The sequence below is a fragment of the Pseudomonas sp. NBRC 100443 genome, from assembly GCF_030268185.1.
Lineage (GTDB): Bacteria > Pseudomonadota > Gammaproteobacteria > Pseudomonadales > Pseudomonadaceae > Pseudomonas > Pseudomonas citronellolis.
Map to the genome: position 1 here is coordinate 90,516 of NZ_BSQE01000002.1, position 16,809 is coordinate 107,324.

The following is a 16,809-nucleotide window of genomic DNA, read 5'->3' on the forward strand; positions in this document are numbered from 1 at the left end:
GGGAACCGTTCGCGGCGTTTTCGCAGGGCGCGGGGAGGGGCTTCAGATCATGAAGCGCAGGATGTCCGCCCGGTTCATCTCGGTGCGGCCTTCCTCGTACCAGCGCGGGATGACGTCCTTCAGGCCTTCCTTGGTGTCGTCCAGGTTGAACGGCGCCGGGTAGCGCTTCTTGCGGTAGGAATAGATGTAGTAGGTGCCGTCGCGGTAGAGGATGCGGTCGAAGGTGTAGAAGCCGATGTGCGAGCCGTTGCAGCGCGCGGTCAGCACCACGTCGCCTTCCTCGTAGGGCAGGGCGCCCTCGGCGCATTCGTAGGTGAAGAACTCGCGCACGTCGTCCCAGTCCACGCCGCTGCTGGCGCGCAGGAAGCCCTCGGCGGTGGTCTCGGAGTCCTCGGAGTGGTCGCTGTACCAGATGAACAGCGGGATGCTCTGGTTGGACTCCTCGCCCAGCCAGCTCTCGCCGTCCAGGTACTGCGCGGTGCGCGCCAGGCCCGCCTGCATGCGGCGGTGGTTCCAGCGGTAGGTTTCCAGGGCCTCGTCGAAGGCCTCGGTCTGGGTGCTGGGCAGCACGCCTTCGGTGGCCTTGAGTTGTTCGACGCGGGCCAGGTGCTGCTGGTAGAGCGCGGCGTCCTGGATGACCACGGCGTTGTCGCGGGACAGGCCGACGCCCAGTTCGGTGAAGTTGGCGCTGCCGAGGATGACCACGTCCGGCTCGATCAGGTAGAGCTTCCAGTGGATGCTCTTCTGGTAGCGGAAGTCGACGGACAGGGCCAGGTCGTCGCCGCCTTCGCCGATGCAGTACTCGATGAAGTCCGGCGAGGTGAAGGAGTTGATGGTCCCGACCACTATGTCCAGACGGTTGCCGTTGGCGCGCAGGCTTTCCACCAGGGGTTCGGTGCCGGCGGCGAAGGCGGTGACGACCGTGATCTTCTTGTCGCGCTGTTGGCCGAGGTAGCCCGCGAGGTCGTTCCGATTATCGAGGATCTGCATAGGTTCTCCAGCAGCATGGGTTCCGCAAAATGTAGGCATTGTCGCACGCCGGTGGGGAGGTTTCACGCTTGGTGCGTAAAGGCTTGCGGTAGAGCAGGGGGCTGGTTTTTTGTAGGAGCGAGCTTGCTCGCGAACGGAGTTTGCCGGTTGCGCTGGTGCAGGGGTTGAGAGCGCCCTCTCCCTAACCCTCTCCCTGAAGGGAGAGGGGACCGTTCGGCGCAGTCTGGTTTTCCCGAGTCAGCCGGCAAGCACGGCGGTTTCCAGCTGAAACCATTCCTCATCTCGGCACGGACTGGCCCCCTCTCCCTTCAGGGAGAGGGCTGGGGAGAGGGTTCGGAGTCAACCGGAAACACCATGGCCGCCGGCGAGCACGGTTCGCGAGCAAAAACTAGGCGTCCCCCTCGCTCCTACGAAAAGCCAACCCAGAAAAAGCCCGCCATACGGCGGGCCGAAGCGGAACCAAAGGAGTCTTTCAGTCGCCCATGCCATCCTCGATGGCGATGCCCTGCTTGCGCATCTCGGCGATCAGCTGGGCGCGGGTTCCCGGCAGGTTGAGCATGGTTTCGTGGCGAATCCCCGCCACTTCCTCCGCGGTGTACGGCTGGTAGCTGGCCGGCATGCTGTTGCCGGCCATGCCGTCCTTGCGCAGCAGCCAGTTGAGCATGTCCGCCAGTTGCGCATCGTTGAGCGCCGACATCGACATGCCCGGCACCCGCACCAGGAACTGGCGGCCGCCCTCGACCTTGAGGAAGTTGCCGACGAAGCCGAGCATCCTCGGCACGTCGTTGGCCTTGGAGCCGGCGCCGTTGGACAGGTGGCAGCCCGCGCACTGCAGCTGGTAGTTGGTGGCGTTGCTGTAGCCGGCCTCGGCGATCGGCGTCTGCGGCGCCTCGTTGCCCGGCGCGTGTTTCTGGTGCGGGTCGGGGATGCTGCGGGCCTGGGCCGCCGAGGCGGCCAGCAGGCACAGCAGCGCGAGGGTCGGCAGCGAGCGCTTCATCTGCCCTACACCGCGACGCCGCGGATGACCGAGACGGTGCAGTGGTAGATGTGCGACTTGGCCGCCAGGCACCAGTTCACGTCGTTGTTGTTGAACGGACGGTAGGCCGGCTCCTCGCTGTCGTTGCGGGTGCAGGCGCACTGGTTGCAGCTGTGCTTACCGCAGCAGTCGTTATAGGAAATGATGTAGTTCTTGCCGTCGGCCGGGTTGTGGCAGGTGCCGACCCAGGCCACTTGCGACACCTCGGTGCCCGGCGGGCAGCTGGACACGCTGCCGCCGCAGCAGGAGCAGAGGAAGCCGTCGATGGAGCAGTAGCGCCAGTAGTCACAGCTGTTGGGGTCGCCCGGGTCGCCGGCCATCGGCTTGTCGGCGGCCAGGGCCTTGCCGGTGCGGTCGATGGGCAGCAGCACCGGCAGGGCGGCGCCGGCCACCAGCAGCGAGCCCATGCGCGAGAGCAGCTTGCGCCGCGAAGTGGTGTCGGCGATGCGACGGGAGGAGCGCTCGAAGAGCTGGTCGAGGAATTTCATCGGTTATCCCTTTTTATTGTTCAGTGGGCGCTGTGCGAGTGCGCGTGGCCGGGCTCGTGGCTGTGAACCTGAGGCTGCTGGGCCTGCAGGTACTGCTGCAGGGTGGCGCTGCCCAGGTGCTCGGCCTCGAACAGGCTGTCCAGGTGCTCGCGGGAGTTGACCAGGCCCTTGGCGCGGAGGATGCCGTTCTGGTCGATCAGCGCCGCGTAGGGCAGCTTGCCGATCTGGTAGGTCATGCCCACTTCCGGGCCGACCACGTAGGTGGCGCCTTCGAGCTTGTGCTCGGCGATCAGCGCCTGCTGCGCGGCCGGCTCGCCGTCGCTGACGAAGACCACGTCCAGGCGCTGCGCCTGTTCCTTGGCGATGGACTTGATCGCCGGCAGCAGCGACTTGCAGATCGGGCAGGTGGGCGAGAGGAAGAACAGCAACTGGGCCTTCTCGCCGGCGTAGCCGAAGTTCACCGGGCGGCCATGGCGGTCGGCGGCGGTGACCTGCGGGGCCGGTTCATTCACGGCGACGCCCTTGTCGACCATCAGCGCGCCGGCCGGGGCGATGCGCCCGTGCAGCACGCCGATCTGGCGCACCAGGCCCATGACGACGAATGCCAGTGCCAGCAGCAGGCACCAGAGCAGGATGTTGGAAACGATCATGGCTTCCATGGTTCACCTTCCAATGAGTTTGAGCAGACGGGGGCCGTTGGCCAGCAGGCCGTCGGCGGAGACGTAGAGGAGCAGGGCGACGGCGCTGGCGGCCAGCGTCACGAAGCCGTCGAACAGGCCCAGCTCGCGGACCTGCGGCGGCAGGCTGGCGAGCAGGGCCAGGGCGATGAGCACGGCGTTGCGCGCCAGCAGCACCGGGCGCAGCGGCTGGGCCTGGTCGGGCCCGGCGCAGCCGCAGTCGATGTCGCGGCGGCCGCGCCACAGGTTGACGCCGATGGCCGCGGCGTACAGCGCCAGCAGCGCGGCGGCGGCCAGGGCCGCCAGCGAGCGGCTGGCCGGCACCAGCAGGGCGAAGGCGACGGCGCCCTCCACCAGCGGCAACACGCGGGCGGTGGGCTTGAGCAGGGCCTGCGGCAGCAGCTGGTAGTCCTCCAGCTGCCGCGCGAAGCGCCCCGGCGCGCGCCACTTGTGGCTGGCGGCGCTGGCCAGGATCACCGCCACCGAGACGGCGCCGGCGATCACGTAGATGGGATCGGCTTGCATGGTCGTGCCTCTGTCAGTGGGTCAGGACCTGGGTGGCGGTCTTGGCGATCTTTTCCACGGTGCCGGTGTGCTTGCCGGCCTTCAGGTCGAAGATCTCCAGGCCGCCCTCGACGTTGGCGCCGTACAGCAGCGGGGCGTCGTCGCTGGTGGCGGTCATGCTCCAGACCGGGGCCGGGGCGCTGAGGGTGCCGATCTTCTTCTGCGTCTTCAGATCGTAGACCCAGATGTCGGTGCTCGGGTCTTCCCACTTCATCGGCTCGTGCTTGTCGTGCATCAGCACGTACAGGCGGTTCAGCTTCGGCGCCAGGGCCAGTTCCTGCCAGCCGCCCGGGGCCCAGCCGGCCTTGCGCTCGGCGTCGGTGACCAGCGACCAGCTCGGCAGCACCTTGGGCTGCTTGCCGGAAAAGTCGATGGCGTGGATGACGCCTTCGGTGGTGGTGAAGTAGTAGGTCTCGCCATTGTTGATGGCGCGCTCCACCAGCTTCTCCTTGTTCGGGTCGAAGAACGGCGTGCGGCTGCGGGCGGTTTCCTTGCCGTCCTCGCCGAGGGTCACCAGCTGCACGCTGCCGTCGCCGCACAGCGAGGCGAAGGCGCGCTTGCCCACCGGGTAGTTGAGCACGCAGCCGGGGATGGCGATCTCGGCGGTCACCGCCTTGGCCTGGGTGTCGACCACGGTCACCGAGGTGGACGGGGTGAAGTTGTAGACGTAGGCGAAGCGGTCGTCGCCGCTGACCGCCAGGCCGTAGCGCTGGGTCAGGGACTCGGAACGCTTGCTGGGGATCACCACTTCCCAGGACGGCGACAGGGTGGAGGTGTCCCAGGCGGTCAGCACGTCGGTGCGGGTGCCGCGGGTGCCGCGCGAGTAGTACAGGTCGGCGGTGTACAGGGTGTGCTGGTCGTGGCTGAGGGTCGAGGGCGCGGCGAAGCCGGTGCTGACCATGCCGAGCATCTTCTTCTGCGCCGGGTCCACCACGGTCACGCGGCCGGTCACGAAGCTGTCGAACTCCACGTCGACGACGTAGGCGCGGTGCGGGTCCGGCGGGAACGGCAGGGTGGTCTGGCCGACGGTCTCCGGCGGCAGGTCGGCGAATGCGCCGCCGACGGCGGCCAGCGAGACGCCTAGCGCCAGCGTGGTACGAGCAAGGATCCTGGTTATTCGCATGGGGGGTGGCTCCCTCGATTTTATTGGATGGTCGGACCGCGGACCGGTGTGGACAGAAGACTGCAGCCCTAGTCTGCCCGGCGTTGCCCGGTGCTGCCTTGTTCTGCGTGCCAAGCCCTTGTCTGTCCCTGACAGGGCTTGTGCCGGCGTGCCAGGGCAAGCATCGGCGGGGTTTGCGCGGCGTGCCCTACCGTTGGTCGGCGGGCCTCACGCAGGGCAGGGCGATGCAGAACATGGCGCCATGGGGCTCGACGTTCTGCGCCCAGATGTCGCCGCGGTGGCGCGAGACGATGTTGCGGCACAGCGCAAGGCCAATGCCGTTGCCGCTGACCTTGGAACTGAAGAAGCCGTCGAACAGCCGCTCCCGCGCGCCGGCGTCGATGCCGCGGCCGCGATCCTCGACGCAGAGCAGGGCGCTGTCGCCTTCGCGGCGGGTGTGGATGCGCAGCCGGCGGCGCTCGGCGGGCAGCTCGGCCATCTCCTCGATGGCGTTGAAGGCCAGGTTGAGGATCACCTGGCCGATCAGCACCTTCTCGCAGCTCACCGGCAGCGCCTCGGCGCAGGGCGCCAGCTCCAGGCGCACGCCGGCCGGCTGGCCCTTGAGGTCGATGAAATAGCGGGCGTCGGCCAGCAGCTCGTTGAGGTCGACGCACTGCTCGGCCTGCTCCAGGCGCACCACGTACTCGCGCACGCTCTTGATGATCTCCGAGGCGTGCTCGATCTGGCGCACCGCGCTGTCCAGGCCCCAGGCCACGTTCGGCTCGACCGCGCCCTGCTGGCCGAGGCGGATCACCGAGCCCTCGATGAAGTTGCGCGTGGCCGCCAGCGGCTGGCTCAGCTCGTGGGCGATGGCCACGGCCATCTCGCCCATGGCGTTGTAGCGCGCCAGGTATTCCAGCTTCTGCTCGCTCTGCCGGCGGGCCTCCTCGGCGCGCACCTGCTCGCTGACGTCGCGGAACAGCAGCAGGTGGCCCTTGAGGTCGTCCTCGATCTCGATGTAGCGGCAGGTGGCGTGGTGCCAGCGCCAGTCGCCGTCGCAACGGCGCAGGTGGTAGCCGACGCTGTAGGGCTCGCGGCTCGGCGGCGTGCGCGAGAGGTGCTGGAGCAGGCGCTGGCGGGATTTCTCGTCGCAGGCGTCGAGGAAGTTGCGCCCCAGGTGACGGCGGTCCGCGGCGCCCAACAGGGCCAGGGCGGAATCGCTGATGAAGCGGATGTCGCCGTCGGGGCCGAGCACCGCCACGCCTTCGGCCAGGTCCTGCATGAAGGCCTTGAGGCGGCTCTCGGTGCGCTTCAGCTCGCGCTTGACCTTGTCTTCCTTGGAAATGTCGCGGAACTGCACCATCAGCACGTCGCGCTCGGCCAGGTGGACCAGGGTGGCGGTCGCCTCGGAAAGGATGTCCACGCCCTGCTTGGAGCGGTAGCACCACTCGATGGCGCGCTGCCCGGTGCGCGCCGCGCCCTCCAGCCAGCGCAGGCCGATGGAGCGGCGGTACTTGGGCGCCGGGTTGGTCATGTCCGGGGCCTTCAGCGGCACCAGTTCCTCCAGGCTGAAGCCCAGGGCCTGCAGCGCGGCGCTGTTGGCCCAGAGGATCTCCTTGGTCTGCGCGTCGTGCAGCAGGATGCACAGCGGCATGGCCTCGATGAGCGCGTGGAAGTCGGTTTCGGCAGGCTGGAACATGGCGGGCAACTCTTGGCGATGCGCGTTCCCGGACGCGGGGCACGGCTTTTATAGCGCGCAGCCTAGCGCGTCGGCGCTAGGAAACAACCCGGCGGGCACTAGGGGATTCCTTTAGCGCGCGGGCGGCACGCCCCAATAGAGGCCCGCTCGGCACGCTCCCTACACTGGGCCCCATCGACGGCCGCCGGCTCCCACCGGACGGCCGGCCCACAAGAACACAGGGAGACGCCCATGCCGCGTTCAGCCGCCGCCACAGATTCGCCCCTCGCCAGCCGTGCCAGCCTGTTCGAGCAGGTGCTCGACGAGGTCCGCCAGCGCCGCGACGAGTTCGATGTCCGCTCCCACGTGCCGCGCGACATGATCGAGCGCTTCATCGAGGCCGGCATCTACCGCTCCGCCACCCCGCGCTGCTTCGGCGGCGACGCGCTGCCGCCGGCCGAGTTCCTGCGCCTGGTCGAGCGCATCGCCGAGGCCGACGGCTCCGCCGGCTGGGTGGCCAGCTTCGGCAGCGCCAGCACCTACCTCACCGCGCTGCCGCGCGAGACCCTGGCCGAGCTGTACGCCGAGGGCCCGGACCTGGTGTTCGCCGGCGGCCTGTTCCCCATTCAGCCGGCCGAGCAGGTGGAAGGCGGCTGGCGTGTCAGCGGCACCTGGAAGTTCGCCAGCGGCTGCAAGGGCGCCGACGTGCTCGGCGTCGGCATCGGCCTCGGCGGCCCCGGCGGCAAGCCGCGCACCGCGCTGCTGCGGGCCCGCGACGTGGAGATCGTCGAGAACTGGGAAGTGGTCGGCCTGAAGGGCACCGGCAGCCACGACCTGCGCCTGGACAAGGTCTTCGTGCCCGACGCCTGGACCTTCATCCGAGGCGGCCAGAGCAGCATCGACGAGCCGCTGTACCGCTACCCGACCATCGCCTACGCCGCCCAGGTGCTGGCGGTGGTCAACCTCGGCCTGGCCCGCGCCGCCCTCGACGAGATCGCCCGCATGGCCTCGGGCAGCGGCGTGACCGGCGCGCCCAGACTGGCCGACCGCGCCTACGTGCGCATCGAGCTGGGCAAGGCCGAGGCGCAGCTGCACGCCGCGCGCGGCTTCTTCTACGACGCCACCGGGCAGGTCTGGGAATCCATCCTCGCCGGCAATGCCGTGACGCCCGAGCAGGTCAGCCTGCTGCGCCTGTCCGCCGTGCACGTGTCCCGCGCCGGCGCCGAGGTGGTGCAGCGCGCCTACGCCCTGGCCGGCACCACCGCCATCTACCTGCGCCACCCGCTGCAGCGCTACCTGCGCGACGCCATGGTGGTGACCCAGCACGCCTTCCTCAGCGACGGCATGTACGACGGCGCAGGCTCCGTGCTGCTCGATGTGCCGCCGTTCCCCGGCTACCTCTGATCGACCACAAGGACAACAAACCATGACCCGACCCACCGCCGAACCCATGCGCGTGCTGTTCTGCATCGGCATCACGCAGAACTTCTTCGACCTGCCCACCGGCGAAGGCATCAGCGTCTGGAAGGGCTTCAGCCAGATGATGGGCGAACTGGGCGCGCTGCCCGGCATGAACGTGCTCGGCGTGCTCGACGACGACCGCCTGATGGTCGGCGCCTCCAACACCGCGCCCTGGACCGTCTACATCATGGCCGACGTCGACTGCCACCAGACCGTGGTCGACGCCTGCAACCTGTTCCGCACCGTGCAGGTCGGCCAGTACAGCCTGTGGAAGTACGCCCGGATCGAGGCCCGCGTCGGCCGCCCGCTGACCATCCCCGAAGCGGCGCGGAGCTGAGCCATGGGCCAGGCCCTGGAGCAGTTGCAAGCACGCTTGGAGCGCCTTGAAGGCGAGGCCGCCGTGCGTCGCCTGATGGCCCGCTACATGGACCTCTGCGACGTCCCGCGCGACAGCCTGGCGCTGCAAGCCGAGCTGGCCGGGCTGTTCGCCGAGGACGCCGTCTGGGAAGGCCTGGGCTCCCGCGCCGGGCAGAGCTTCGGCCGCCATGAAGGGCGCGCGGCGGTGGCGGCGTTCGTCGCCGGCTACCTGCCGCCGGCCGAGCACTTCGCGCTCAACCTGCACTTCCTCGGCAGCGAGTCGATCGAGGTCGGGGAGGGCGGCGACACCGCGCGCGGCCAGTGGCTGATGCAGCAGCTGTCGACTTACGTCGACGGCCGCAGCGAACTGTTCGGCACCCGCCTGAACCTGGACTTCCGCCGTGTCGGCGGGGCCTGGCAGATCACCCATTTCCGTACCCGGCGGCTGCTGGCCATGCCGCTGGGCGCACTCGCGGAGGGCGAGGCATGAGCATCTTCGTCAGCGAATTCGTCATTGAATTGGAACCTGGCGGCGCCGGCAAGCGCGTCGCCGTCAAGGACACCATCGACATCGCCGGCCATCCGACGCGCTGCGGCAGCCGCGCATTGGCCGACAGCGCGCCCGCGCAACACCACGCCGAAGTGGTGCAGCGGGTGCTCGACGCCGGCTGGCGCATCGTCGGCAAGACCAACCTGCACGAGCTGGCCTTCGGCGTCACCGGCATCAACGACTGGAGCGGCACGCCGCGCAATCCGCAGGCGCCGGAGCGCGTGCCCGGCGGCTCGTCCAGCGGCTCCGCCGCGGCGGTCGGCGCGGGCCTGGCGGATATCGCCCTGGGCACCGACACCGGCGGCTCGGTGCGGGTGCCGGCGGCCTGCTGCGGCGTGGCCGGGCTGAAGCCGAGCTTCGGCCGCGTCAGCCGCATGGGCGTACATCCGGAACACAGCAGCCTGGATTGCGTCGGCCCGTTCGCCGCGAACATGGCCGACCTCGTCGCCGCCATGCAGGTGCTCTGCCCCGGCTTCGGCGCCGTGAACCCGCCGGGCGCCAACGCCCGCGTGGCCTTCCTCGAAGTGCCCGCCGACCCGCACATCCAGGCCTGCCTGGGCGCCGCCGCCGACCGCGCCGGCTGGCGCCGGGCGAGCCTCTACCTGGGCGAGTTCGAGGCGGCCTTCGAGGCCGGCCTGGTGGTCATCAACCACGAGAACTGGGCGGCGCTGGGGCAATTCACTGGCAAGGGCCTGCTGGGCGCCGACGTCGAGCAGCGCCTGCTTGCCGCCGGGCGCACCAGCGCCGCCCAGCTGGCGGAGGCCGAAGGCGTGCGCGCGAGTTTCACGCGCGCCATCGACGCCGCCCTGGACGATTACGAAATCCTGCTGCTGCCGACCCTGGCCAGCCTGCCGCCGCTGCTCAGCGATGCGCGCAGCGGCAAGAGCGTGGCCGCGCTGACCTCCCTGGTCCGCCCCTTCAACCTCAGCGGCCACCCGGCGCTGAGCGTGCCGGTGGAGCTGGAGCACGGCGGCCTCAAGGTCGGCCTGCAGATCGTCGGTCGCAAGGGCGACGACGAACGCGTCTGCGCCTTTGGCGCGCAGCTGGAACAGGCACTGGCCGCCGAGCGGCCGACGAACAAGAAAATGGCATGAGGAGACACCCATGAGCGCCCCCGAGTACCGGCTGATCGCCAAGACGGGCAGCCCCGAGCAACTGGTCCAGAGCGACCGCGTCGACGTTTCGCTGTACCACGACCCGGCGCTGTTCGAGGCCGAGCTGGAGAAAATCTTCTACCGCACCTGGGTGTGGGTCGCCCACGACAGCGAAGTGCGCAACCCCGGCGACTTCAAGACCACGATGATCGGCCGCCGCCCGGTCATCGTGGTGCGCGACAAGAAGGGCCAGGTCAACGTCCTGGAAAACCGCTGCCGCCATCGCGGCGCCACCGTCTGCGAGAAGCACAAGGGCAACGCCACCGGCTTCACCTGCCCGTACCACAGCTGGTCCTACGGGCTGGACGGCAAGCTGCGCGCGCTGCCGTACCCGGACGGCTACGAGGACATCCTCGACAAGGCCGAGCTGCCGCTGACCAGCCTGCGGGTGGAAAGCTACGCCGGCATGATCTTCGCCAGCTACGACGCCGACATCGAACCGCTGGAAGACTTCCTCGGCGGGGCGAAGCACTGGATGGACCTGTTCATGAAGCAGGGCGCCGGCTTCCCGATCAAGGTCCAGGGCGAACACAAGTTCACCTTCAAGGGCAACTGGAAGATCCAGCTGGAGAACACCACCGACGGCTACCACTTCCCCATCGTGCACAAGTCGTGGATGTCCTCGGTGGATGACGAGACCAGCGAGATGCTCTCGTTCATGACCGACCCGCAGGCGGTGACCCACGCCCTGGGCAACGGCCACAGCGTGATGGTGATGGTGCCCGAGCACGTCGACCTCGACCACGACGACGGCACCGAGCAGCTGCAGGAGCGCTTCGCCCACGTCACCGAGGAACTGTCGAAAACCATGGAGCCTGCACAGGTGCGCCGTATCGTCCGCTCGCTGCACGGCGCCGGCTTCAACCTCAACCTGTTCCCCAACGTGGCCATGTCCATGTCGTTCTTCCGCGTGTTGCGCCCGGTGTCGGTCACCGAGACGGAAATCCGCCACGTGGCCCTGGGCATGGACGGCGGCCCGGAGATCGCCAACCGCGAGCGCCTGCGCATCCACGAGCACTTCCAGGGCCCGTTCGGCTTCGGCAGCCCGGACGACGCCGAGGCCTGGGACCGCGTGCAGCGCGGCTCCTATGCCGGCCCCGACGCGCCGATCCTGGTCAACCGCGGGCTGAACCGCGAAGTCGTGGCCGAGAACGGCGACAAGGTTTCCCATGCCACCGACGAAGGCGGCATGCGCGAGGCCTACCAAATGTGGAAGAGGATGATGAGCCAATGAGCAACGACACCCTGAACGGCTTCTCCGGCCCGCTGGCCAAGGCCATCGAATTCATCTGGCGCGAGGCCGAGCTGCTCGACCGCAAGGACTACGCGCAGTGGAGCGGACTGTGGAGCGAGGAGGGCATCTACGTGGTGCCCATCGACGCCGAGGGCGACGACTTCGCCGCCAGCCTCAACTACGCCTTCGACGACGCGCGCATGCGCGCCCTGCGCATCGAGCGCCTGAGCGCCGGCTTCTCGCCCTCGGCGGTGGATTCGGCCAAGACCGTGCGCACGGTGTCGCGCTTCCGCCTGGTGGAAGCCGCCGGCGATCTCGTCGAAGTGCATTCGGCGCAGATCCTCTACGCCTACAAGCGCGGCGTGCACACGCCCTTCGTCGCCGACCTGGAGCACCGTATCCGCTTCGCCGCCGAAGGCCCGCGCCTGGAGCGCAAGGTGGTGCGCCTGATCAACGCCCAGGACGCCCTGGGCGCCATCGGCTTCCTGCTCTGAGGATGCAGCCATGACCCGTACCGCACTCGTCACCGGGGCCTCGCGCGGCCTTGGCGAATGCATCGCCCGGCGCCTGCAGGGCGCCGGCTACCGCGTGGCCCTGGCCGACGTGCGCCTGGGCGACGCCCAGCGCCTGGCCGATGAACTCGACCCCAGCGGCGCCAGCGTGCTGGCGGTGGAGCTGGACGTGCGCGAGAAGGCCGACTTCGAGCGCGCCCGCGACCTGCTGCAGGCCAGGTGGGGAGGCTGCGACATCCTGGTGAACAACGCCGGGGTGTCCAGGGTCGCCGCGCTGATGGACATCACCCCGGAGGAGTTCGACGCCTCGCTGGCGGTGAACCTGCGCGGCACCTTCGTCGCCTGCCAGGTGTTCGGCGCGCACTTCGCCAGCCGCGGCTTCGGCCGCATCGTCAACATCGCCTCCCTGGCGGGGCAGAACGGCGGCACCGCCACCGGCGGCCACTACGCCGCGGCCAAGGGCGGCGTGGCGACGCTGACCAAGGTCTTCGCCCGCGAACTGGCACCGGCCGGCGTCACCGTCAACAGCATCTCCCCGGGCCCGCTGGACCTGCCGGTGGTGCGCGAGACCGTGGCCCCGGAGCGCCTGGAACAGATCCTCAAGACCATCCCGGTGGGCCGCCTGGGCGACCCGGACTACGTGGCCGACAGCGTGCTGCTGCTGGTCGCCGACAACGCCAGTTCGGTGACCGGAGCCTGCTGGGACATCAACGGCGGCCTGTTCATGCGCTGAGGTTTACGCAGGACACCGTACAACCCCCTCTCCCTTCAGGGCGGGCCGCGTAGGCGAGGGCCGGGGAGAGGGTTACCGAGCCCATCAATACACTACGCCTTGCAGGTAACAACAATGATGAAGGTAAGAATCCAAAGGATCGTCGACGAAGCCCTGGACATCCGTTCCTTCCGCCTCGTGCGCAGCGACGGCCAGCTGTTCGATGCCTACGAGCCGGGCGCCCACGTCGACGTCACCGGCCCCACCGGGGTGACCCGCCAGTATTCCCTGTGCAGCCCGCCGGAAGACCGCGCCGCCTACCTGGTGGCGGTGAAGAAGGAAGCCGCCTCCCGCGGCGGCTCCGCGGCCCTGCACGAGCAGGTGGAAGAGGGCATGGAGCTGGAAATGGGCGCCCCGCGCAACCTGTTCCGCCTGGCCGCGGAAGCCCGCGAGCACGTGATGTTCGCCGCCGGCATCGGCGTGACGCCGCTGCTGAGCATGGCCTACAAGCTCAACGCCCGGGGCGAGCCCTACGTGCTGCACTATTTCGCCCGCTCGCCGGAGCACGCGGCCTTCGTCGAACTGCTGTCCGGCCCGGTGTTCGCCGGCAAGGTGGAGTTCCACTACGGTGTGGAGCCGGCCGACCTCGAAGCCGAGCTAGCCGCCAGCCTGGCGCGCGCCCCGGCGGCGGCCCACGTCTACACCTGCGGCCCGGCGCCGTTCATGAACAAGGTGGTGGACGTCGCCAGGCGCAGCCGCAGCGAAGACGCCATCCACCTGGAACACTTCCAGGCCGACCCGGCCGCCAACGCCGCCCCGGCCGGCAGCTTCGAAGTGGAACTGGCCAGCAGCGGCGTGGTGCTGCAAGTGCCGGCCGACGCCAGCCTGGTGGACGTGCTCCAGGCCCATGGCTGCGACATCGACACCGAATGCCGCGAAGGCATCTGCGGCACCTGCATAGTGGAAGTGCTGGAAGGCGAGCCGGAGCATCGGGACAATTGCCTGTCGAGCAAGGAGAAGGCCTCGAACAGGCAGATTTGCGCCTGTGTTTCGCGGGCCAGGTCGGCGCGGTTGGTGCTCGACCTCTGACACCTGCTCTTCTCTTCGTAGGAGCGAGCTTGCTCGCGAACGGGAGTCTGCCGGCGGCATTGGTGCCTTGGGTTGACTCCGCCCCCTCTCCCCAGCCCTCTCCCTGAAGGGAGAGGGGGCTTGTCCGTGCCGAGAAAGCTGATGGTTTCCGCCGGAAACCGCCGAGGTCGCCGGCTAACGCCAAAACATCAAACCCTGCCCAACGGTCCCCTCTCCCTTCAGGGAGAGGGTTAGGGAGAGGGAGCGAGGCAGGCCGAAAGCACCGTTGTTCCAGGGAGATACGGTTCGCGAGCAAGCTCGCTCCTACAGGAAAAGCCCCTAAGCCCCCTACGGCACCCCCAGGTCCAAAACCTCCCGCACCAACAGCGCAATGCTCGAAACCCCCATCTTCTCCTTGATCTTGGTGCGGTGCACATCCACCGTCTTCACGCTGATGTTCAGCTCGCGGGCGATCACCTTGCTGGCCTTGCCGTCGATCACCATGCCCAGCACCTCGCGCTCGCGCCCGGTGAGCAGGTCCAGGCGCTGCTGCAGCTGGCGCTTCTGCTCGGCGCCGGCGTGCACCTGCACCGCGGCTTTCAGCGCGGCCTGGATGCGCTCCAGCATCTGCTGCGGGTTGTAGGGCTTCTCGACGAAATCCAGCGCGCCGTTCTTCATCGCCTGCACCGACATGGGGATGTCGCCGTGGGCCGAGACGAAGAGGATCGGCAGCGCCGCGCCGCGCTCGTTGAGCATGGCCTGCAGCTGGAAGCCGCTGGTTTCCGGCATGCGCACGTCGAGCACGAGGCAGGCGGGGCTGCCGGGGTCGTAGTGGGCGAGGAATTCCTCGGCGCCGGCGAAGCACTGCGCCTGGATGCTGACCGACTCCAGGAGCCAGGCCAGCGAGGTGCGCAGGTCCTTGTCGTCGTCGACGATGTAAACAACGGGTTTGCGGGTATCCATCAGGGCACTGCCACGGTTCTTCTTATTAGGTCTGGCTCGCAGTCTTCGCTGCGGCACGCACGGCGGGCGCGCTTGCGCCCAGGGACCAGCATACCCAGGCGGCGCCGGGCTGGCGATAAAGAAACCCCCTAGTCGACTAAAGGCCAGCCACCGCCGCCATGGGATTCGCCTGGATACCGCGCCTGGCCGCGGGGCCGTAGATTGGCAAGCATCGACAACCGGCCACAAGGGCGCGCCATGAACAACCTGAGCCAGACCCAGATCGACTTCCGCAACGCCATGGCGCGGCTGCCCGCCGCGGTGAACATCATCACCAGCGACGGCCCCGGCGGGCGCTGCGGCATCACCGCCAGCGCGGTCTGCTCGGTCACCGACTCGCCGCCCACGGTGCTGGTGTGCATCAACCGCGGCAGCGCCAGCCACGAACCCTTCCGTACCAACGGCCACCTGTGCATCAACGTGCTGCGCGGCGAGCAGGAGGAACTGGCCCGGCACTTCGCCGGCATGACACAGGTGCCGATGGCGGAACGCTTCGCCTCGGCCCTGTGGGAAGAGGGCTGCGCCGGCGTGCCGGTGCTGCGCGACGCCCTGGTCACCCTGGAAGGGCGCATCAGCGAGTGCAAGGAAGTCGGCTCGCACTCGGTGCTGTTCGTCGAACTGGAGCGCGCAGCGGTGCGCGAGCAGGGCGACAGCCTGGTGTACTTCAACCGCCTGTTCCACCGCCTGGACGGCGTGTCGGCGGCGGCCTGAAGGGCGGGGCAGGGGGCTTTCATCACTGCGCGGCATGATGACTATCGACGCCGACGCGTGGTCATGCGCCAGGCATGTGGTTAGAGTCCGACTCAAAGCCACGCCCGCGCGCCTGCCGCGCGGGCCCTGACCGGAGCCTCCATGAAGTCCCTGTCCGAAACCGCCTTTTCCATGCTCGACCTGGTGCCCATCCGCGACCAGGGCACCGTCAGCGAGGCGCTGAACAACGCCGTCGAGGTGGCCCGCCACGTCGAGCGCCTTGGTTTCACCCGCTACTGGCTGGCCGAGCACCACAACATGGACGGCATCGCCAGCTCGGCGACTTCCGTGCTGATCGGCCACATCGCCGGCAAGACCGCGCGCATCCGCGTCGGCTCCGGTGGGGTGATGCTGCCCAACCACCCGCCGCTGGTGATCGCCGAGCAGTTCGGCACCCTCGCCAGCCTTTACCCGGGGCGCATCGACCTGGGCCTGGGCCGCGCCCCCGGCGCCGACCAGGCGACCATGCGCGCCCTGCGCCGCGACCGCATGCTCGGCGACGGCGAAGACTTCCCCGAGCAGGTCGCCGAGCTGGAAATGCTGCTCGGCCCGCGCCGCCCGCAGCAGAGCCTGCTGGCCATCCCCGGCGAGGGCACGCGGGTGCCGATCTGGCTGCTCGGCTCCAGCCTGTTCAGCGCCCGCCTGGCGGCGGAGAAGGGCCTGCCCTATGCCTTCGCCTCGCACTTCGCGCCGCGCTACCTGCACGACGCGCTGCGCATCTACCGGCAGAACTTCAAGCCTTCGGCCATTCTCGAACAGCCCTACGCGATGATCGGCGTGCCGCTGATCGCCGCGCCCACCGACGAAGAGGCCGAGTACCTGGCGACCACCGCGTTCCAGCGCGTGCTGGCGCTGATCCGCGGCGAAAGCCTCAAGCAGAAGCCGCCGGTGGAGCGCATGGCGGGCCTGTGGCTGCCCCACGAGCAGGAGGCGGTGGGCAACTTCTTCGGCCTGGCGGTGATCGGCGGCCCGGAGAAGGTGCGCAGCCGCCTGGAGATCCTTGTCGAGCAGACCGGGGCGGATGAGATCATCTTTACCAGTGATATCTACGACCATGCACTGCGCTTGCGTTCGTTGGAGATTGTTGCCGGGTTGCGTTGAGGTCATCGACGCTTTGGTGTTTGTCGGTTACGTCGGCGCCGGGGGGAATTCCTTTCCCTCACCCCAGCCCTCTCCCAGAGGGAGAGGGGGCCGTCCGTGCCTGTGGAGAGAATGGGACCGGCGCCCCCGTATCGAGGCTCGTGTACACGGGCCGTCCGTGCCTGTGGAGAGAATGGTGTTCGCCGGCAGCACCGGAGTGGTCGGCGAGCATGGAACTCCCAGCTTGCGCCGAACGGGCCCCCTCTCCCTCTGGGAGAGGGCTGGGGTGAGGGGACCAGCGCCAACCCGAAGCACCCCCACCCCCAGCCACTCCCCGCTGTCCAATCCGCTCATCCACATAAGTCCCTTTCGACATTGCCGCGGCAACCGCCCG

The 16,809-nt window shown here is 68.8% G+C and carries 18 protein-coding genes; 10 read left to right on the plus strand and 8 right to left on the minus strand.

Features of this window, described 5'->3' with window-relative positions; genetic code table 11:
- Window positions 1-42: 42 nt before the first annotated feature.
- The 7 genes from QSJ95_RS02615 to QSJ95_RS02645 all read right to left on the minus strand — a co-directional run bounded on the left by QSJ95_RS02615 (window position 43) and on the right by QSJ95_RS02645 (window position 6,556).
- On the minus strand, window positions 43-990 hold the full coding sequence (locus QSJ95_RS02615; protein WP_043272659.1) for a phospholipase D family protein: 948 nt from the start codon (window positions 988-990) through the stop codon (window positions 43-45).
- A 472-nt stretch (window positions 991-1,462) separates the two neighbouring features.
- Window positions 1,463-1,987, minus strand: coding sequence for a cytochrome c family protein (locus QSJ95_RS02620; protein ID WP_285639821.1), 525 nt, complete (start codon window positions 1,985-1,987; stop codon window positions 1,463-1,465).
- Window positions 1,988-1,992: 5 nt separating this feature from the next.
- Window positions 1,993-2,514 carry a methylamine dehydrogenase light chain gene (locus QSJ95_RS02625; protein WP_009622218.1) on the minus strand — a complete coding sequence of 174 codons (522 nt, stop codon included), beginning with the start codon at window positions 2,512-2,514 and terminating at the stop codon, window positions 1,993-1,995.
- A gap of 20 nt (window positions 2,515-2,534) precedes the next feature.
- Window positions 2,535-3,173 carry a methylamine dehydrogenase accessory protein MauD gene (gene mauD / locus QSJ95_RS02630; RefSeq protein WP_058072468.1) on the minus strand — a complete coding sequence of 213 codons (639 nt, stop codon included), beginning with the start codon at window positions 3,171-3,173 and terminating at the stop codon, window positions 2,535-2,537.
- A gap of 3 nt (window positions 3,174-3,176) precedes the next feature.
- Window positions 3,177-3,716 (minus strand): MauE/DoxX family redox-associated membrane protein, encoded by a 540-nt coding sequence (locus QSJ95_RS02635; RefSeq protein WP_285639831.1) that lies wholly within the window; start codon window positions 3,714-3,716, stop codon window positions 3,177-3,179.
- 13 nt (window positions 3,717-3,729) lie between these two features.
- Complete coding sequence (locus tag QSJ95_RS02640) at window positions 3,730-4,878, minus strand: amine dehydrogenase large subunit (RefSeq protein WP_285639832.1); 1,149 nt, start codon at window positions 4,876-4,878, stop codon at window positions 3,730-3,732.
- Between the two features lie 187 nt (window positions 4,879-5,065).
- Entirely contained in the window at window positions 5,066-6,556 is a 1,491-nt protein-coding gene (locus QSJ95_RS02645; RefSeq protein ID WP_285639833.1) for a sensor histidine kinase, read from the minus strand.
- 231 nt (window positions 6,557-6,787) lie between these two features.
- Between QSJ95_RS02645 and QSJ95_RS02650 the strand changes: the two genes are divergently transcribed.
- The 8 genes from QSJ95_RS02650 (at window position 6,788) to QSJ95_RS02685 (ending at window position 13,604) form a co-directional block, all read left to right on the plus strand.
- A complete protein-coding gene (locus tag QSJ95_RS02650; protein WP_061561686.1) occupies window positions 6,788-7,939 on the plus strand; it encodes an acyl-CoA dehydrogenase family protein in 1,152 nt (383 codons plus the stop codon).
- Between the two features lie 22 nt (window positions 7,940-7,961).
- A complete protein-coding gene (locus QSJ95_RS02655) occupies window positions 7,962-8,333 on the plus strand; it encodes a hypothetical protein (protein ID WP_285639834.1) in 372 nt (123 codons plus the stop codon).
- A 3-nt stretch (window positions 8,334-8,336) separates the two neighbouring features.
- Window positions 8,337-8,843, plus strand: a complete 507-nt coding sequence (locus QSJ95_RS02660; protein WP_285639836.1) for a nuclear transport factor 2 family protein — start codon at window positions 8,337-8,339, stop codon at window positions 8,841-8,843.
- The gene (locus tag QSJ95_RS02665) at window positions 8,840-9,997 is read left to right on the plus strand and encodes an amidase (RefSeq protein WP_285639838.1); all 1,158 of its coding nucleotides are present in this window, start codon (window positions 8,840-8,842) and stop codon (window positions 9,995-9,997) included. The genes QSJ95_RS02660 and QSJ95_RS02665 overlap by 4 nt, the downstream gene beginning before the upstream one ends.
- 10 nt (window positions 9,998-10,007) lie before the next feature.
- A complete protein-coding gene (locus QSJ95_RS02670) occupies window positions 10,008-11,291 on the plus strand; it encodes an aromatic ring-hydroxylating oxygenase subunit alpha (protein WP_074979277.1) in 1,284 nt (427 codons plus the stop codon).
- Window positions 11,288-11,785 carry an aromatic-ring-hydroxylating dioxygenase subunit beta gene (locus QSJ95_RS02675; RefSeq protein ID WP_043272669.1) on the plus strand — a complete coding sequence of 166 codons (498 nt, stop codon included), beginning with the start codon at window positions 11,288-11,290 and terminating at the stop codon, window positions 11,783-11,785. The genes QSJ95_RS02670 and QSJ95_RS02675 overlap by 4 nt, the downstream gene beginning before the upstream one ends.
- A 10-nt stretch (window positions 11,786-11,795) precedes the next feature.
- Window positions 11,796-12,536 carry an SDR family NAD(P)-dependent oxidoreductase gene (locus QSJ95_RS02680; protein WP_285639847.1) on the plus strand — a complete coding sequence of 247 codons (741 nt, stop codon included), beginning with the start codon at window positions 11,796-11,798 and terminating at the stop codon, window positions 12,534-12,536.
- Between the two features lie 114 nt (window positions 12,537-12,650).
- Window positions 12,651-13,604: a PDR/VanB family oxidoreductase gene (locus tag QSJ95_RS02685; protein WP_285639848.1), complete on the plus strand. Its 954-nt coding sequence runs from the start codon at window positions 12,651-12,653 to the stop codon at window positions 13,602-13,604.
- Window positions 13,605-13,931: 327 nt separating this feature from the next.
- On the opposite strand, the gene QSJ95_RS02690 is transcribed toward QSJ95_RS02685, so the two are convergent.
- Window positions 13,932-14,546 carry a response regulator transcription factor gene (locus QSJ95_RS02690; protein WP_064583283.1) on the minus strand — a complete coding sequence of 205 codons (615 nt, stop codon included), beginning with the start codon at window positions 14,544-14,546 and terminating at the stop codon, window positions 13,932-13,934.
- A 237-nt stretch (window positions 14,547-14,783) separates the two neighbouring features.
- On the opposite strand from QSJ95_RS02690, the gene hpaC reads away from it, so the two are divergent.
- Entirely contained in the window at window positions 14,784-15,296 is a 513-nt protein-coding gene (gene hpaC, locus QSJ95_RS02695) for a 4-hydroxyphenylacetate 3-monooxygenase, reductase component (protein WP_069865158.1), read from the plus strand.
- Window positions 15,297-15,437: 141 nt separating this feature from the next.
- The gene (locus tag QSJ95_RS02700) at window positions 15,438-16,436 is read left to right on the plus strand and encodes an LLM class flavin-dependent oxidoreductase (protein WP_009622195.1); all 999 of its coding nucleotides are present in this window, start codon (window positions 15,438-15,440) and stop codon (window positions 16,434-16,436) included.
- Window positions 16,437-16,809 lie beyond the last annotated feature (373 nt).

Coding starts and splice junctions, on each gene's coding strand:
- QSJ95_RS02640 (WP_285639832.1), bottom strand. CDS start 4,878: ATGCGAATAACCAGGATCCTTGCTCGTACCACGCTGGCGCTAGGCGTC.
- QSJ95_RS02615 (WP_043272659.1), bottom strand. CDS start 990: ATGCAGATCCTCGATAATCGGAACGACCTCGCGGGCTACCTCGGCCAA.
- mauD (WP_058072468.1), bottom strand. CDS start 3,173: ATGGAAGCCATGATCGTTTCCAACATCCTGCTCTGGTGCCTGCTGCTG.
- QSJ95_RS02700 (WP_009622195.1), top strand. CDS start 15,438: ATGAAGTCCCTGTCCGAAACCGCCTTTTCCATGCTCGACCTGGTGCCC.
- QSJ95_RS02655 (WP_285639834.1), top strand. CDS start 7,962: ATGACCCGACCCACCGCCGAACCCATGCGCGTGCTGTTCTGCATCGGC.
- QSJ95_RS02690 (WP_064583283.1), bottom strand. CDS start 14,546: ATGGATACCCGCAAACCCGTTGTTTACATCGTCGACGACGACAAGGAC.
- QSJ95_RS02625 (WP_009622218.1), bottom strand. CDS start 2,514: ATGAAATTCCTCGACCAGCTCTTCGAGCGCTCCTCCCGTCGCATCGCC.
- QSJ95_RS02620 (WP_285639821.1), bottom strand. CDS start 1,987: ATGAAGCGCTCGCTGCCGACCCTCGCGCTGCTGTGCCTGCTGGCCGCC.
- QSJ95_RS02665 (WP_285639838.1), top strand. CDS start 8,840: ATGAGCATCTTCGTCAGCGAATTCGTCATTGAATTGGAACCTGGCGGC.
- QSJ95_RS02635 (WP_285639831.1), bottom strand. CDS start 3,716: ATGCAAGCCGATCCCATCTACGTGATCGCCGGCGCCGTCTCGGTGGCG.
- QSJ95_RS02685 (WP_285639848.1), top strand. CDS start 12,651: ATGATGAAGGTAAGAATCCAAAGGATCGTCGACGAAGCCCTGGACATC.
- QSJ95_RS02680 (WP_285639847.1), top strand. CDS start 11,796: ATGACCCGTACCGCACTCGTCACCGGGGCCTCGCGCGGCCTTGGCGAA.
- QSJ95_RS02650 (WP_061561686.1), top strand. CDS start 6,788: ATGCCGCGTTCAGCCGCCGCCACAGATTCGCCCCTCGCCAGCCGTGCC.
- QSJ95_RS02645 (WP_285639833.1), bottom strand. CDS start 6,556: ATGTTCCAGCCTGCCGAAACCGACTTCCACGCGCTCATCGAGGCCATG.
- QSJ95_RS02675 (WP_043272669.1), top strand. CDS start 11,288: ATGAGCAACGACACCCTGAACGGCTTCTCCGGCCCGCTGGCCAAGGCC.
- hpaC (WP_069865158.1), top strand. CDS start 14,784: ATGAACAACCTGAGCCAGACCCAGATCGACTTCCGCAACGCCATGGCG.
- QSJ95_RS02660 (WP_285639836.1), top strand. CDS start 8,337: ATGGGCCAGGCCCTGGAGCAGTTGCAAGCACGCTTGGAGCGCCTTGAA.
- QSJ95_RS02670 (WP_074979277.1), top strand. CDS start 10,008: ATGAGCGCCCCCGAGTACCGGCTGATCGCCAAGACGGGCAGCCCCGAG.